Raw genomic sequence first — 15,557 nt, 5'->3', positions numbered from 1 at the left:
CACGCCGGCCACCGCCGCGCCCGCCGCCGGCGCCGCCGCGGCGGTGCCGCGCCAGGCCAGCACGGTGCAGCAGATCTCGGTGATGGTCGGGCGGGCCGAGGACCTGGCCTACGTCGAGGAAGAGTTGAATTCCCTGCTGCGCCAGCGCCATCGGATCGCGCCCGGCGCCGAGGATGACTTCGCCGTGCGCAACATCGCCGAGATCGTCAGCACCCGCACCCAGACCACGCGGCTGATGTCGCTGCTGCTGGGCGCGGTGGCCAGCATCTCGCTGATCGTCGGCGGCATCGGCATCATGAACATCATGCTGGTGTCGGTGACCGAGCGCATCCGCGAAATCGGCCTGCGCATGGCGGTCGGCGCGGGCCCGAAGGAAATCCAGGCGCAGTTCCTGGCCGAGGCCATGCTGATCTCGCTGGGCGGTGGCTTCATCGGCATCGCGCTGGGCGTGGGCGGCGCGCTGCTCGCGAGCAAGTTCGGCGCGCTGCCGGTGATGCTCGATGCCAAGGTGGTGCTGATGGCCACCGGGTTCTCGGTCGCCACCGGTCTGTTCTTCGGGTTCTACCCGGCGCGCAAGGCGGCCCGGCTCGACCCCATCGAGGCCCTGCGCCACCAGGGCTGAAGCACCAACCCCTGTGGGAGGGACTTCAGTCCCGATGCCTTTCGCGAGGCGCATCGGGACTGAAGTCCCTCCCACAAGGGAACGCCCGGGCCAGGCTGGCTGCCCCGGGCGGTGGTGGATCAACGCGTGTAGAGAAGGCGGTTCGGCGAGCCGGTGCCGATGCCGGTGAGGCGGTTGGTGGTCGCCTTCGAGTACAGCGCGTTGCGGACCGTCGCCGGCGAGGCCGACGGGTTGGCCGCCAGGTACAGCGCGGCCGCGCCCGCCACGTGCGGCGAGGCCATCGAGGTGCCGCTGATGGTGTTGGTGGCGGTGTTGCTGGTGTACCAGGCCGAACGGATCGAGCTGCCCGGCCCGAAGATGTTCACGCAGCTGCCGAAGTTCGAGAACGACGAGCGGGCGTCCGTGGACGTGGTCGAGCCGACGGTGATGGCGTTGGCCACGCGGGCCGGCGAGTAGTTGCAGGCGTTGGCGTTGTCATTGCCCGCGGCCACCACCACGGTGACGCCCGCGTTGATCAGGTTGTTGGTCGCGGTGTCGGTGGCCGAGGACGCGCCGCCGCCGAGGCTCATGTTCGCCACCGCCGGCTTGACGTGGTTGCTGGCCACCCAGTTGATGCCCGCGATGATCGTGGAGTTGGCGCTGCCGCCGGTGCAGCCGAACACGCGCACCGGCACCAGCCGCGCCGCCTTCGCCACGCCCCAGGTAGCGCCGCCCACCGTGCCCGCCACGTGCGTGCCGTGGCCGTTGCAGTCGCTGGTGCCGCGCCCGTCGTTGATGGCGGTGTAGCCCGACAGCACGCGGCCACCGAAGTCGGAGTGGCTGGCCAGGATGCCGCTGTCGATCACGTACACGCGAACGCTCGAGGCGGTGTAGTCGTAGATGTAGCTGCCGTTGAGCGGCCGGTCGCGCTGGTCGGAGCGGTCCAGGCCCCAGGTGGCGCCGGTCTGGGTGGCGCCGATGTAGGACATCTCGTCCTCTTCGACGTAGTCCACGCGCGGGTCCTTGAGCAGGCGCTGGATCTGCCCCTCGGTCGCCTCGACCGCGAAGCCCTGCAGGGCGACGTCGTACATCTGGTGCGGGCGCAGCGCGAAGCGGTCCGACAGGTCCACCGCGGCGTTGGCGACCGCCATGGACATGGCCTCGCGGCCGTTGCGGGCGTTGGCGGGCAGCACGAGGCTGTTGGGCTTGAGCACGACGATGTAGCTGTTCTTGATCGGATGCTCGGCACGGCGCAGCTCGGACGCGAGCGTGGACGTGGTGCCCAGCGCAAGGGCAAGGCCAAGCGCGAGCAGGTTGACGGTCTTCATGGTGTGACTCCCCGAATGTTTCGAACAGGTGGTGGATCTTCGTCGGTCCTTCCCCTGTCGGACCGGCCCGCGGCTTCCGGTCGGCTTCCCGCCGTATCCTTCGCCGCGTGGCAGGCCGTGGATAGGGGACGCACGCCGGGGCTGTCAACGCCCCCGCGCGATGCGGCGCATGCTGCGGCGCGGCCACCGCGCTGCAGCATCGCCGCAAGCCGCGCCGTAGTGGGCTCGACCCGTGAAGACCGCCGCATCGCAGCACGCGGGGGCGAGGCGCGGGGTCGCCGGAAATGCTGCCATGCGGCAGGAATTCTGCGCGGCCTGCACGGTCGTGCACAGGGCCTTCGCCGCGCCCGGCTAGACTGTGGTCCCGCGTTTCCCGAGAGCCTTACCGCCATGATCCGAAACCTGCTCGTGCTTGCCTGCCTCTTCGCCGCGCCGGCCTTCGCGGCCCCGCCCGCGCCAACCGCCCTGGTGCTCCACGGCGGCGCCGGCGTGATCGAGCGCACTGCGCTGTCGCCGCAGGACGAGCGCGAAGTGCGCGCGGCGCTCGACCGCGCGCTCGACGCCGGCCAGGCGGTGCTCGAGGACGGCGGCAGCGCGCTCGACGCCGTCACCGCGGCGATCGTGGTGCTGGAGGAATCGCCTTGGTTCAACGCCGGCAAGGGCGCCGTGTTCAACGCCGAGGGCGGGCACGAGCTCGATGCCGCGATCATGGAGGGCCACACCCGCCGCGCCGGCGCGGTGGCGGGCGTGCGCACGGTGCGCAACCCGATCAGGCTCGCGCGTGCCGTGATGGAACACTCGCCGCACGTGATGCTGGCCGCGGGCGGGGCCGAGGCCTTCGCCGACACCCGGCCCGAGATACAGCGCGTGGCGCCCGACTGGTTCGACACCGACCGCCGCCGCGAGCAGCTCGAGCGGGCGCAGGAGCGCGAGCGCGCCGCGATGCTGCCCGCGCCGGGTGCCTACTTCGGCACCGTCGGCGCGGTGGCGCTGGACGCCCGCGGCCACATCGCCGCCGCCACCTCGACCGGCGGAATGACCAACAAGCGCTGGGGCCGGGTCGGCGATGCGCCGGTGATCGGCGCCGGCACCTGGGCCGACGCCCACTGCGGCGTGTCCGGCACCGGCTGGGGCGAGTTCTACCTGCGCACCGCGGCCGCGCACGCCATCTGCGCCCGGGTCGGCCTGCGCGGCGACGCCCTGGCGACCGCCGCGCACGCGGTCATCAACGAAGATATCGTCGCGCTTGGCGGCGACGGCGGCGCCATCGCCCTCGACCGCCGCGGCAACATCGCCATGCCGTTCAACACCAGCGGCATGTACCGCGCCTGGCTCAAGCCCGACGGCACACGCGGCACCGCCATCTTCCGCGACGACAAATGAACTTGGTTCATTTGGTGTTGGTGGCTGCGGAGGTGGTGGCGTTGGAGCCGGTGACGGTGACGGCGACGCGGCGGGAGGCGAGTGTGTTCGATACGCCGGCGGCGGTGTCGGTGCGCACGGCACCGGACGCGGCTCCGGGGCTGAACCTGTCGGAGTGGCTGGGCGGCGTGCCCGGCCTGTTGGCGCGCGATCGCCAGAACTACGCACAGGACACGCAGGTGTCGATACGCGGCTTCGGCACTCGGGCCAGCTTTGGCGTCCGCGGGCTGCGGGTCATCATCGACGGCATTCCCGCGACCCAGCCCGACGGCCAGTCGCAGCTTTCCCACGCCAACCTGGCCAGCGCCGAGCGCGTCGAAGTGCTGCGCGGTCCGTTTTCGGCCCTGTACGGGAATTCCTCCGGCGGCGTGCTCCAGGTCTTCAGTGGCGACGGGATCGCGCCGGGTGAGGCGCGCCTGGCTGCCGCCGCATCGGAGGCTGGCGACTGGCGCGTGTCGGCCGGACTGCGGACGCGATGGCGCGGCGCCGGCGTGGTGGCGGGGCTGTCGCACCTGCGCGTGGACGGGTTCCGGCCGCATTCGGCCGCCGAGCGCACGTCGTTCAACGCGCGCCTGCACTGGCCGGGCGAAGGGGGCGACGGTGGCTCGGTGGTCTTCAACCACCTGGACGCGCCGGACGCGCAAGACCCGCTGGGCCTGAACCGGGCGCAGTTCCTGGACGACCCGGGGCAGACCGCCCCGCAGGCGCAGGCGTTCAACACCCGAAAGTCGGTGCGCCAGTCGCAGCTCGGTGGCACCTGGCAGCGCGCACTCGGCGCGGCGCGCCTGCAGGCGATGGCGTATGCCGGCCAGCGGCACATCGAGCAGTTCCTGGCCATTCCGGTCGGCGTGCAGGGCAATCCGCTGCAGTCCGGCGGCGTGGTGGACCTGGGCAGCGATTTCTTCGGGGGTGAACTGCGCTTGGATGGCGAGTCCGTCGTCGGCGGGCGCGCGCTGCAGTGGACCGCGGGCCTGGGCTGGGAAGGACTGGTGCAGCAGCGCCGCGGCTTCGAGAACTTCGTCGGCGCGCGGCTGGGCGTGCGCGGCCGGCTGCGGCGCGACGAGCGCAACGACGTCGCCGCTTACGACCAGTTCGCCCAGGCCGACTGGCGCTTCGCGGACGACTGGTCGCTGCTGGCCGGGTTGCGCCACAGCCAGGTGCGCTTCCGCTCGGACGACCGCTACGTCACGGCCGGCAATCCGGACGACAGCGGTGCGGTCGACTTCGAGCGCTGGACGCCGGTGCTGGCGCTGCAGTGGCGCGCGCGACCGACGCTGAACCTGCACGCGAGCGTCGGCAGCGGCTTCGAGACGCCGACGCTGGTCGAGCTGGCCTATCGCCCGGACGGCAGTTCGGGGCTGAACCTGGACCTGCGCCCGGCCCGCAGCCGCAACCTGGAGCTGGGCATGAAGTGGCGACCGCGGCCGGGCTTCAGCGCGGACCTCGCCGTGTTCCGCACCGCCACCCGCGACGAGCTGGTGGTGGCAACCAATGCCGGCGGCCGCGCCAGCTACGCCAATGCCGCGCGCACCCGTCGCCAGGGCGTGGAACTGGAGTTCGCCGCGCCGCTGGGCGAGGCGATGTCGCTGCAGCTGGCCTGGACCGGGCTCGACGCCACGATGCGCCAGGACTACCTCGCCTGCAGCGGCGCACCCTGCACCGTGCCAACCCAGCGGATCGCGCGCGGCACCCGGCTGGCGGGCGTGCCGCGTTCCCAGGGCCGGCTGCGCTGGGAAGGCTGGCGCGGCGACTGGCGCGGCTTCGTCGAGCTGCGCGGCGCCTCGGCGGTCTCGGTCAACGACGTCGGCAGCGAGCAGGCCGCCGGCCACGGCCTGGTCGACCTCGGGCTGACCTGGGCCGCCACGCGGCGGCTGGAAACCTTCCTGCGCCTGGACAATGCCTTCGACCGCCAGCACGCGGGCTCCGTGATCACCAACGACGGCAACGGCCGCTACTACGAGCCCGGCGCGCCGCGCACGCTGTGGCTGGGGGTGGGATTCCGCACCGCGAATTGAAGCGGACCCGGTTTTCCGGGCCCGCGTCGCCGACCTCGCCGTGGCGCGCGGCGTGCGGTCAGAACCCTCGGTCGCCGGAGATGATGCCGCCCAGCCCGCCGAGCACCGAGCCCTCGCCCTTGCTGCCGCCGCGCTGGTAGGCCGCGCTGAACATGCGCCCGGCCAGGCGCGAGAACGGCAGCGACTGCAGCCAGACCTTGCCCGGTCCGGTCAGCGTGGCCAGGAACACGCCCTCGCCACCGAACAGCATCGACTTCACGCCGCCGACCGGCTGGATGTCGAAGTTGACCGTGCTGGTCATCGCCACCACGCAGCCGGTGTCGACGTCCAGGCGCTCGCCGGGGCGCAGCTCGCGCTCGACGATGGTGCCGCCGGCGTGGATGAACACCAGGCCGTCACCGGTGAGCTTCTGCATGATGAAGCCCTCGCCGCCGAACAGCGCGGTCATGATCTTCTTCTGGAAGAACAACCCGATCGACACGCCGCGTGCCGCGCAAAGGAAGCTGTCCTTCTGCGCGATGATGGTGCCGCCGTAGTTGCTCAGCGTCATCGGCACGATGGTGCCGGGGTAGGGCGCCGCGAACGCGACCTTGGCCTTGCCGCTGCCGCCGGTGTGCGAGAACACCGTGGTGAACAGGCTTTCGCCGGTGATCAGGCGCTTGCCGGCGCCGACCAGCTTGTCCATGAAGCCGCCGCCGGCGGTGCTGGCCGAGCCGTCGCCGAACACGGTGTCCATGTTCACGACCGCGTCCTTGTACATCATCGAACCGGCCTCGGCGACGGCGCTCTCGCCCGGGTCGAGCTCGATCTCGACGAACTGCATGTCCTCGCCGTAGATGCGGTAGTCGATCACGTCGCTGCGCTGGCCCGCCGTGCTGGCGGCGGCCGGCGGCGGCACCGGCGCCATCATCGCGCCCGGCGCCGACTCGGCGCGCAGCTCGGTGCAAGCGGAAATCGGGATCCACTCGGGGAAGCCCTGGCGCCAGCAGTGGCCGGCCGGGTCGCGGGTGGCCTGGGCGATCGCGGCGGCGTGGTCTAGCGGACCGATTTGCTGGCCGTTGTAACTGAGGTACCACTGGTGCATGGCGTACTCCGTTGCGGGGGGAGGAATCAGGACGTCAGTCCCGAACAATGTCAGGGCATGGCGGGGATGCCGAGTTGGGCGTGGATGTCGGCCCGCGTCGCGGCATCGAGTTCCAGCTGCGCCGCCATCTTGTCGAGGAAGGCACGCTCCTCGGCGGTGTCGGCGGTGATGGCGATCAGCGCTGCGGCATAGGTCTCGGCGCGCTGGCCGGCCGGCGTGCGCACGGTGAGCTGTTCGAGCGTGAGCGGCGCGCGGATCTCGGCGTCGAGCGCCCGCAGGCTGTCGGCGTCCATGCCGGCCTGGCGGGCGCGGCCGAGGATGGCCTCGCGCTCGTCGGCGTCGATCAGGCCGTCGGCGTGGGCCGCGGTGATCATGGCGCGCAGCAGGTGCATGGCCTCCTCGACCCGGGCCGGCGACGGGTTGACGGCCGGCGGGGGCGGGGGCGGCATCGCCCCGGCGGCCGGCGGCGCGGGCGGCGGAACCGGGCCCATCACCGGCTGCGGGGCCGGGGTCGCGGCGCCGCCCTGCTGCGAGTAGTGCTGGTAGGCCGCGTAGGCCACGCCCAGCAGGCCCAGGCCGACCTTGGCCTTGGTCGCGGTGGACATCCCGCCCGAGCCGCCCAGCAGGGCGCCCAGGCCGGACTTTGAGCGCTTGCGCTTGCGGCCGCCCAGCTGGCCCGACATCGCGTCGCCCATCAGCTGGCCCAGCAGTTGCTCGGGGTTGAACATTTTCGGCTCCGTGGTCGCAGGGGTGAGTTTTCGAGAATGGGGTGGCCCGCCCCAGTGCACAAGGTCAGGGACGGACGGGCAGGGCGGATGTGTCAAAATGCGGCCCTCGCCCTTCCACCCCGGGACCCCGATGGCCGACAGCAACGGCAGCCACGCGCCGCGCAGCCCGTTCCGGGTCTGGAACGCGTTCGTGTGGTCGCTGCAGGGCCTGCGTGCCTGCTGGCAGCTCGAGTCCTCCTTCCGGCTCGAGGTCTATCTGTTCGTGGTGCTGGCGCCGCTGGGCCTCTGGCTCGGCGCCGATGGCGTCGAACGCGCCCTGCTGGTCGGCTCGCTGTTGGGCGTGCTGGTGGTCGAGGTGCTCAACTCGGCGGTCGAGGCGGTCGTGGACCGCTGGGGCGCCGAACACCACGAGCTCGCGGGCCGCGCCAAGGACATGGGCTCGGCGGCGGTGTTCCTGGCCGACATGAACGTGCTGCTGTGCTGGGGATTGATCCTCGGCCCCCGTTATCTCTAAAGGCTGCTGCGCGATGGATTGGCTTTTCAGCACTGAACTGTGGATCGCGCTGCTCACCCTGGCGACGCTCGAGATCGTGCTGGGCATCGACAACCTGGTCTTCATCTCGATCGCGGTGAGCAAGCTGCCGCCCGAGCAGCGCCCGAAGGCGCGCCGCTTCGGCCTGATGCTGGCCTGCGTCACCCGCATCCTGCTGCTACTGTCGCTGGCGTTCCTGGCCAGCATGCAGCACAACCTGTTCAGCCTGTTCGGGCAGGACTTCTCGGTGCGCGACCTGGTGCTGATCGCCGGCGGCCTGTTCCTGCTGGTCAAGGGCACGATGGAGATCCACGACTCGGTCGAGGGCCGCGAGGACGAGGAAGACATCACCACCAAGCCCTCCGCCGTGTTCGGCTACGTGATCGCGCAGATCGCGGTGATCGACATCGTGTTTTCGCTCGACTCGGTGATCACCGCGGTCGGCATGGTCGACAACCGCTGGGTGATGGTGGCGGCGATCCTGATGGCGGTGGCGGTGATGCTGTTCGCGGCCAACCCGATCGGCGACTTCATCGACCGCCATCCGACGGTGAAGATGCTGGCGCTCACCTTCATCATCCTGGTCGGCGTGGCCCTGGTGGCCGACGGCTTCGATTACCACATCGACCGCAAGTTCCTGTACTTCGCGATGGCCTTCTCGGCCGGCGTGGAGACCCTGAACATCCTCTCGCAGCGCAAGAAACGACGGCCAACCTAGCCGCCGCCACGCCCCGACGGAGCCTGCATGACCCTGCTGCACGACATCGACCCGATCGCCGTCCCGCTGCCTTTCTGGCCGCACGGCATCCACTGGTACGGCGTGATGTACCTGCTGGCCTTCCTGGGCGCCTGGTGGCTGGGCACGCGGCGCATCCGCGGCGGCCGGCTGCCCGGCATCAACGAGGAGGCCTTCGGCGACCTGCTGTTCTACGGCATGCTCGGCGTGGTGCTGGGCGGGCGCGTGGGCTACGTGCTGTTCTACGTCTTCGACGAGTTCCTGGCCAACCCGCTGATGATCCTGCGCATCAACGAGGGCGGCATGAGCTTCCACGGCGGCCTGCTGGGCGTGATGCTGGCGGCGGCGTGGTGGACGCGCAGGCACCGCCGGCACTTCTTCGACGTGATGGACTTCGTGGCGCCGCTGATCCCGCTGGGCCTGGGCTTCGGCCGGCTGGGCAACTACATCGGCGGCGAACTCTGGGGCAAGCCCACCGGCGGCGGCTGGGGCGTGGTGTTCCCGGACGCACTGCCGGCCGAGCTGGCGGTGCAGCCGGTCGAGCAGCTGCGCCAGCTGCACGCCAGCGGCGCGCTCGACGCCTACGCGCGGCATCCCTCGCAGCTCTACCAGGCTTTCCTCGAGGGCGTGCTGCTGATGGCGGCGCTGTGGCTCTACTCGCGCAAGCCGCGGCCGCGCTACGCCGTGTCGGGGCTGTTCGCGCTGCTCTACGGGTCGTTCCGGTTCCTGGTGGAGTTCGTGCGCGAGCCCGATGCCCACCTCGGCTACCTCGCCTTCGGCTGGCTGACCATGGGCCAGGTGCTGTCGCTGCCGCTGGTGCTGCTGGGCCTGTTCCTGCTCTGGAAGTCGCACACGGCGCCGACCCTGCAGCCCGATCTTTCCAACGTGAAGCCGACCTGATGCGCCAGTACCTCGAACTGCTGCGGCACGTGCTGGAACACGGCGCGGAAAAGGCCGACCGCACCGGCACCGGCACCCGCTCGGTGTTCGGCTGGCAGATGCGCTTCGACCTGTCGGAAGGCTTCCCGCTGGTCACCACCAAGAAGCTGCACCTGCGCTCGATCATCCACGAGCTGCTGTGGTTCATCCGCGGCGAGACGAACATCGCCTACCTGCGCGAGAACAAGGTCAGCATCTGGGACGAATGGGCCAACGCCGACGGCGAGCTGGGCCCGGTCTACGGCAAGCAGTGGCGGCGCTGGACCGGCACCGACGGCCGCGAGATCGACCAGCTGCGCAACGTGGTGGACGAACTGCGGCGCAATCCCGACTCGCGCCGGCTGGTGGTGAGCGCCTGGAACGTGGCCGACCTGCCGGCGATGGCGCTGCAGCCCTGCCACACGATGTTCCAGTTCTACGTCGCCAACGGCAAGCTGAGCTGCCAGCTCTACCAGCGCTCGGCCGACATCTTCCTGGGCGTGCCGTTCAACATCGCCAGCTACGCGCTGCTCACGCACATGGTGGCGCGCCATTGCGGGCTGGGCGTGGGCGACTTCGTGCACACGCTGGGCGACGCGCACCTGTACACCAACCACTTCGACCAGGCCCGCGAACAGCTGTCGCGCGAGCCGCGGCCGCTGCCGAGCCTTGTGCTGGCGCCGGAGGCCACCGACCTGTTCACGATGCGCTTCGAGGACATCGCCATCGAAGGCTACGACCCGCACCCGGCCATCAAGGCCCCGGTGGCGGTGTGACGGCGCTGGTGCTGGTGGCGGCGCTCGATCGCGCCGGCGCCATCGGCCGCGGCAACGACCTGCCCTGGCGGCTGCCCGACGACCTGAAGCACTTCAAGGCCTTGACCCTGGGAAAGCCGGTGCTGATGGGGCGAAAGACCGCGGAATCCCTGGGTCGCGCGCTGCCGGGCCGGCGCAATCTCGTGCTCACGCGCGGCAGCCGGGTGCCGTTCGACGGCATGGAGGCGGTGGATTCGCTGGCGCGCGCGCAGGCGGTTTGCGGCGCGGACGAGCTGATGGTGATCGGCGGCGGCGAGGTCTATGCGCTGGCGCTGCCGCTGGCCACGCGCATGCACCTCACGCACGTGGATACCGCCGTGGACGCCGCCGACGCGTTCTTCCCCGCATTCGACCCGGCGGACTGGCAGGTGGTGTCGCGGGAAGCGCACGGCGCGGATGCGCGCCATGCCTTCGCCTTCGCGTTCGTCGAGTACCGGCGCCGCTGAGCGGCGCCGGCGGGCGGATCAGGGCAGCTGGCTGCCCGCGATCTCGTAGCGCTGCAGGGTGGCCAGGCGAGCCTCGGCCTGCACGTAGGCCAGGGCCTTCTTCGGCGCGATGGCGCGGCTGAGCGTGCGGTAGGTGCGCTCCATCAGCTTGGCCTGGTCGACTTCGATCGCCACGGCCTCGTCGGCCAGGTCCTCGGCGTCGTCCTCATCGAGCTCGGTGCGCAGGCCGTAGGCCACCGCGGCGGCGTTGGCGCGGCGACGCTCGGCGAGCTCGGCCAGTTCCTCCTGGACCTTGTCGTAGACCGGCCAGAACGCGGCCTGCTCGGCCGGGTCCATCGCCAGCTGGCGCGAGATGTAGGCCTGCTTGCCCTGGGCCACCTCGGCCTGCAGCGCGACCATCTTCTGCGCGGCATCGGCGCCCTGCTGGGCAAAGGCCGCCGGGGCGAGCAGCGACAGGGCGAGCACGAGGGCGGGGATGGATCGGTTCATGGGTGGGTTTCTCCTTTGCAGCCTGACTCAAGACCATACTGGGCCAGTACCGAGGCCCTGCACTAAAAAAGGGGCGACGCGACTCAGTCGTCGCCGCGGGGACTGCCGTCCGGGGGGTCGCGGCCGGCAACCTGGTGCAGGCGCAGCTCGGGGCCCAGCTCCATCGCGGTGAGCTTGCCGCCCCAGACCGCGCCGGTGTCGATGGCATACACGCCCAGCCCCATGAACAAGCCCAGGGTCGACCAGTGCCCGCAGACCAGGGGCAGCTCGCGGGTGGCGTGGCCCGGCACTTCGAACCACGGGTACATGCCCGGCTTCTGGGTGCCCGGCCGGCCCTTGTCCTCGAAACCGATGCGGCCGGCCGGCGTGCAGTAGCGCAGGCGGGTGAAGACATTGATGATCGCCCGGTGCCGGTCGACGCCGGTGAGCTTGGGCGACCAGGCCGGCTTGTCGCCGTACATGTTCTTGACCAGCTTGAAGAACCCGTCGCCCTGCAGTTTTTCCTCGACCTCGCGGGCACGCGCCTCGGCCAGGCTGATGGTCCACTTCGGCGCGAGGCCGGCGTGCACCATCGCGAAGCCCAGCGTGCGGTCGACGTGGAAGAGCTTCTGCCGGCGCAGCCAGCCGATCAGCACCTCGTGGTCGTCGGCGAACAGCACGCGCTGCAGGTCCGGGTTGACCTTGCGCTGGTCGGCCTCGCGGCGGGTGGAGATGGCCAGCAGCGAGAGGTCGTGGTTGCCCAGCACGATGGTGCTGTGGATGGCCAGCGAGTGGATCAGGCGCAGCGTTTCGAGCGACTGGCCGCCGCGGTTGACCAGGTCGCCGCAGAACCACAGGCGATCGGCCGCCGGGTCGAAGCGGATCTTTTCGAGCAGGCGCTGCAGCGCGTCGTAGCAGCCCTGCACGTCGCCGATGGCGTAGGTGGCCATGTCAGTGCAGGGTCCGCGGGATGGACAGGGTGAACGGGTCGATCAACGCATCGAACGAGGTGCCGTCGTCGGCCAGCATCTGGTAGCTGCCGTGCATGGTGCCCAGCGGGGTCTCGAGCACGGCGCCCGAGGTGTACTCGAAGTGCTCGCCCGGCCGCAGCCAGGGCTGCTCGCCCACCACGCCCTCGCCGCGGACCTCCTGCACCTTGCCGTTGGCGTCGGTGATGATCCAGTGGCGGCTGAGCAGGCGGGCCGGCACCTCGCCCAGGTTCACGATGCGGATGGTGTAGGCAAAGACGTAGCGGTCGTCCTCGGGGATCGACTGGTCCTCGAGGAAGCGGGTGGCGACGATCACCTCGATGGCGTGCTGCGGGGATTCCATGCCGCCATTCTACGCAGGACGGTCGGCCGGGGGCAGCGCACCGAGGAATTGCGCCAGTCGCACGAAATCCGCAACCGCCAGCTGCTCGGCGCGGGCGTCCGGGCGCAGGCCCGCGGCCTCGATGTCGGCGCCGGTGCAAACCTGGGAGAGCGCGTTGCGCAGGGTCTTGCGGCGCTGGCCGAAGGCATCGCGCACCACCCGCTCGAACAGCGCCGGGTCGGCGATGCCGATGTCCGCCGCCGGCTTGGGCACCAGCCGCACCACCGCCGAGTCCACCTTCGGTGGCGGCCGGAACGCGCCCGGCGGCACGTCGAACAGCGAGGTGACGCTGCAGTAGGCCTGCAGCATCACGCTCAGGCGCCCGTAGACCTTGCTGCCGGGATCGGCGGCCATGCGGTCCACCACTTCCTTCTGCAGCATGAAGTGCATGTCCTGCACCGCGCCGGCGTGTTCGAGCGCGTGGAAGAGGATCGGCGAGGAGATGTTGTAGGGCAGGTTGCCGACCAGGCGCAGCGGGCCTTCGTCGCCGGCCAGCTTGCTGAAGTCCACCTGCAGCACGTCCTTGTGGATGATCGTCAGCCGGCCCACGCCCTCGGAGGCCTCCATCAGCGGCGTGATCAGGTCGCGGTCGAACTCGATCACCGTCAGCTCGCCGTGCTTGCGCAGCAGCGGGAAGGTGATCGCGCCCTGGCCCGGGCCGATCTCGACCAGGCGGTCGCCCGGCTTCAGGTTCACCGCCATCACGATGCGGTCGATGTAGCTTCGGTCGGCCAGGAAGTGCTGGCCGAGGTTCTTCTTGGGCGGTGCCTTGAAGTGGCTCATGCGGGCCTCCGGTGGCGGGCGAGCCGCGCGCACAGCGCGCTGGCGGCGAACAGGCTGGACGGATCGGCGCTGCCGCGGCCGGCGAGGTCGAGCGCCGTGCCGTGGTCCACGGCCACGCGCGGGTAGGGCAGGCCCAGCGTGATGTTCACGGCCTGCTCGAAACCCGAGTGCTTGAGCACGGGCAGCCCCTGGTCGTGGTACATCGCCAGCACCGCGTCGTAGCCGGCCAGCTTCTGCGGCAGGAAGGCGGTGTCGGCGGGCAGCGGGCCTTCGAGCTGCAGCCCCTCGGCGCGCAGCGCTTCGAGCACGGGGATGATCGTGTCGAGCTCCTCGCGGCCGAGGTGGCCGTCCTCGCCGGCGTGCGGGTTCAGGCCCAGCACGGCGATGCGCGGGGCGTCCAGGCCGAAGTCGCGGCGAAGGGCAGCGTGCAGGATGCGCAGGGTGCGTCGGATGCCGTCGCGGGTGATGGCGTCGGGCACGAGGCGCAGCGGCAGGTGGGTGGTGGCCAGGGCGACGCGGAGGCGGGGGTTGGCCAGCATCATCACCACCTCGACGCCGGCCTGCGCGGCCAGCAGCTCGGTGGTGCCGGTGTAGGCGATGCCGCCGGCGTTGATGCTGGCCTTGTGCACCGGCCCGGTGACCAGCCCGTCCAGGGTGCCGGCCAGGCAGGCGGCGCCGGCCTGGTGCAGGGCCGCGATGACGGCCGGGGCGTTGGCCGGGTCCGGCTGGCCGAAGCGGGTGGCATGGGCCTGGCGCACCGGCTGCAGGGCCAGCTCGCCCGCGCCGGCGTCGCGGTCGGGATCGAGCAGGCGCAGGGGCAGGCCCAGCGCCGCCGCGGCGGCCAGCAGGGCATCGGGGTCGGCGTAGGCGACCAGGGAGGCATCCGGCGGCCGTTGGGCCAGCCGGACGCAGAGCTCGGGCCCGATGCCGGCCGGCTCACCAGGAACCAGGGCCAGCCGGGTCCGCACGGGGCTCAGCCCGCGGCCGCGAGGCGCGTCTCGACGTAGGCCTCGGACCGCAGCTGGCGCAGGAAGCGCTCGAACTCTTCCTCGGCCTTGCGCGTGCCGATGACTTCGCGGGCCTGGTTGCGGCGGTTGAGCTCGGTGACGTCCTGCTCGCGCACGCCCAGGCGGCGGATGACGTGCCAGCCGCTGTCGCTCTGGAAGGGCGCGGACAGTTCGCCGTCGGCCAGCTGCTGGATCTGGCTGCCGATCGCGGCGCCCCAGGCGTTGATCGCGAACCAGCCCATGTCGCCGCCGTCGGCGCGGGTCAGGGTGTCGTCGGAATTCTCGCGGGCCAGGGTGGCGAAGTCCTCGCCGGCGACGAGGCGCCGGTGCAGGTCCTCGATCTTCTGGCGCGCGGCCTCCGGCGGCAGGGTCGGCGTCGGGCGCACCAGGATGCCCTGGGCGTTGTATTCGATGGCGGTCTGGCGGCCGGCTTCGCGGGTCTCGACCAGCTGCACCAGCTGGTAGCCGCTCGGGCCGCGCAGCGGCTGGCTGATCTCGCCCGGCGACATGGCCCGGATCATGCCGACGTAGTTCTGCGGCAGGGCGTCGTAGCCGCGCCAGCCGATATCGCCGCCCTCGAGGGCGTTCGAGGCGTCGGAGTAGCGGATCGCGGCGGCGCGGAAGTCGAGTTCGCCCCGCATGATCACTTCGCGGATGCCGGCGATCTTGCGCTCGGCGGTGGCGATCTGCTCCGGGGTTGCGCCATCGGGCAGGGCGACCAGGATGTTGGACAGGCGAACTTCGGGGCCGCCCATCTCGCGCACGGCGAGCAGCTGGTCCACTTCGGCCTCGCTGACCTGCACGCGCGACTGGACGTAGCTCTGGCGCAGGCGCTCGAGCATCAGCTCCTCGCGCAGGCTGTTGCGGAATTCCTCGTAGCCCAGGCCGTCCTGCAGCAGGCGGGTGCGAAGCTGGTCCTGGGTCATGCGGTTGCGGGCGGCGACGGCCTGGATGGCCTGGTTGAGCTCGCCGTCGCTGACGCGGATGCCGTTGTCGCGGGCGCGCACCAGCTGCAGGCGCATCAGCACCAGGCGGTCGAGCACCTGGCGCTCGAGGATGTCGCGCGGCGGCAGCTGGCCGGGCTGGTTGGCGTACTGGGCCAGGATGTTGCCCACGGCGCGGTCGAGTTCACTGCGCAGGATCACCTCCTCGTCGACGACGGCAACGATGCTGTCCAGCGGCGTGGTGTCCTGGGCCAGCGCCGGGGTCGGGGCGAGGGCGGAGCCCAGGGCCAGCAGGCCGGCGAGGAGGAGGGTCAGGGCGTTCTTCATGCGGGTCGTGGCTCCGGCGCCGGGGCCGGCGC

The 15,557-nt window shown here is 71.2% G+C and carries 17 protein-coding genes; 8 read left to right on the top strand and 9 right to left on the bottom strand.

The features are described from left to right. Positions 1–622 (top strand): FtsX-like permease family protein (locus Q0C12_RS06780; RefSeq protein WP_290887995.1); only part of this gene is annotated, 622 nt, incomplete at its 5' end. 119 nt (positions 623–741) lie between these two features. Here the strand turns inward: Q0C12_RS06780 and Q0C12_RS06775 are convergent. Continuing rightward, entirely contained in the window at positions 742–1,929 is a 1,188-nt protein-coding gene (locus Q0C12_RS06775) for a S8 family peptidase (RefSeq protein ID WP_290887992.1), read from the bottom strand. Positions 1,930–2,319: 390 nt separating this feature from the next. Here Q0C12_RS06775 and Q0C12_RS06770 point away from each other — a divergent pair, with 390 nt between their 5' ends. Then, entirely contained in the window at positions 2,320–3,312 is a 993-nt protein-coding gene (locus Q0C12_RS06770) for an isoaspartyl peptidase/L-asparaginase (protein WP_290887990.1), read from the top strand. Continuing rightward, a complete protein-coding gene (locus tag Q0C12_RS06765; protein WP_290887988.1) occupies positions 3,309–5,366 on the top strand; it encodes a TonB-dependent receptor in 2,058 nt (685 codons plus the stop codon). Before Q0C12_RS06770 ends, Q0C12_RS06765 begins: the two co-directional genes overlap by 4 nt. Before the next feature lie 58 nt (positions 5,367–5,424). On the opposite strand, the gene Q0C12_RS06760 is transcribed toward Q0C12_RS06765, so the two are convergent. Beyond that, positions 5,425–6,450: a TIGR00266 family protein gene (locus Q0C12_RS06760; protein ID WP_290887986.1), complete on the bottom strand. Its 1,026-nt coding sequence runs from the start codon at positions 6,448–6,450 to the stop codon at positions 5,425–5,427. Between the two features lie 50 nt (positions 6,451–6,500). Then, positions 6,501–7,178 (bottom strand): DUF533 domain-containing protein, encoded by a 678-nt coding sequence (locus Q0C12_RS06755; RefSeq protein WP_290887985.1) that lies wholly within the window; start codon positions 7,176–7,178, stop codon positions 6,501–6,503. Between the two features lie 130 nt (positions 7,179–7,308). Here Q0C12_RS06755 and Q0C12_RS06750 point away from each other — a divergent pair, with 130 nt between their 5' ends. The 5 genes from Q0C12_RS06750 to Q0C12_RS06730 are packed head-to-tail and all read left to right on the top strand — an operon-like array spanning position 7,309 to position 10,625. Continuing rightward, positions 7,309–7,692 carry a diacylglycerol kinase gene (locus tag Q0C12_RS06750; protein ID WP_290887983.1) on the top strand — a complete coding sequence of 128 codons (384 nt, stop codon included), beginning with the start codon at positions 7,309–7,311 and terminating at the stop codon, positions 7,690–7,692. Positions 7,693–7,705: 13 nt separating this feature from the next. Further along, entirely contained in the window at positions 7,706–8,428 is a 723-nt protein-coding gene (locus Q0C12_RS06745; RefSeq protein WP_290887981.1) for a TerC family protein, read from the top strand. A 27-nt stretch (positions 8,429–8,455) separates the two neighbouring features. After that, on the top strand, positions 8,456–9,346 hold the full coding sequence (gene lgt, locus Q0C12_RS06740; protein WP_290887979.1) for a prolipoprotein diacylglyceryl transferase: 891 nt from the start codon (positions 8,456–8,458) through the stop codon (positions 9,344–9,346). Further along, the gene (locus Q0C12_RS06735) at positions 9,346–10,140 is read left to right on the top strand and encodes a thymidylate synthase (RefSeq protein ID WP_290887977.1); all 795 of its coding nucleotides are present in this window, start codon (positions 9,346–9,348) and stop codon (positions 10,138–10,140) included. Before lgt ends, Q0C12_RS06735 begins: the two co-directional genes overlap by 1 nt. A gap of 5 nt (positions 10,141–10,145) precedes the next feature. Then, complete coding sequence (locus tag Q0C12_RS06730) at positions 10,146–10,625, top strand: dihydrofolate reductase (protein ID WP_290888008.1); 480 nt, start codon at positions 10,146–10,148, stop codon at positions 10,623–10,625. Between the two features lie 18 nt (positions 10,626–10,643). On the opposite strand, the gene Q0C12_RS06725 is transcribed toward Q0C12_RS06730, so the two are convergent. From Q0C12_RS06725 to Q0C12_RS06700, 6 genes are all read right to left on the bottom strand, one after another. Beyond that, the gene (locus Q0C12_RS06725; protein WP_290887974.1) at positions 10,644–11,114 is read right to left on the bottom strand and encodes a hypothetical protein; all 471 of its coding nucleotides are present in this window, start codon (positions 11,112–11,114) and stop codon (positions 10,644–10,646) included. Positions 11,115–11,197: 83 nt separating this feature from the next. Further along, positions 11,198–12,043 carry a symmetrical bis(5'-nucleosyl)-tetraphosphatase gene (locus Q0C12_RS06720; RefSeq protein ID WP_290887971.1) on the bottom strand — a complete coding sequence of 282 codons (846 nt, stop codon included), beginning with the start codon at positions 12,041–12,043 and terminating at the stop codon, positions 11,198–11,200. Between the two features lies 1 nt (position 12,044). Further along, positions 12,045–12,425: a Co2+/Mg2+ efflux protein ApaG gene (apaG, locus tag Q0C12_RS06715; protein ID WP_290887968.1), complete on the bottom strand. Its 381-nt coding sequence runs from the start codon at positions 12,423–12,425 to the stop codon at positions 12,045–12,047. Between the two features lie 9 nt (positions 12,426–12,434). Continuing rightward, positions 12,435–13,247, bottom strand: a complete 813-nt coding sequence (gene rsmA, locus Q0C12_RS06710) for a 16S rRNA (adenine(1518)-N(6)/adenine(1519)-N(6))-dimethyltransferase RsmA (protein ID WP_290887965.1) — start codon at positions 13,245–13,247, stop codon at positions 12,435–12,437. After that, on the bottom strand, positions 13,244–14,215 hold the full coding sequence (pdxA, locus tag Q0C12_RS06705; RefSeq protein WP_290887963.1) for a 4-hydroxythreonine-4-phosphate dehydrogenase PdxA: 972 nt from the start codon (positions 14,213–14,215) through the stop codon (positions 13,244–13,246). Before pdxA ends, rsmA begins: the two co-directional genes overlap by 4 nt. A 5-nt stretch (positions 14,216–14,220) precedes the next feature. Further along, positions 14,221–15,525, bottom strand: coding sequence for a peptidylprolyl isomerase (locus Q0C12_RS06700; protein ID WP_290887961.1), 1,305 nt, complete (start codon positions 15,523–15,525; stop codon positions 14,221–14,223). Between the last annotated feature and the right edge of the window lie 32 nt (positions 15,526–15,557).

This window comes from Arenimonas sp. (assembly GCF_022842045.1).
GTDB lineage: Bacteria > Pseudomonadota > Gammaproteobacteria > Xanthomonadales > Xanthomonadaceae > Arenimonas.
This window is presented reverse-complemented; position numbering and strand designations above follow the sequence as displayed.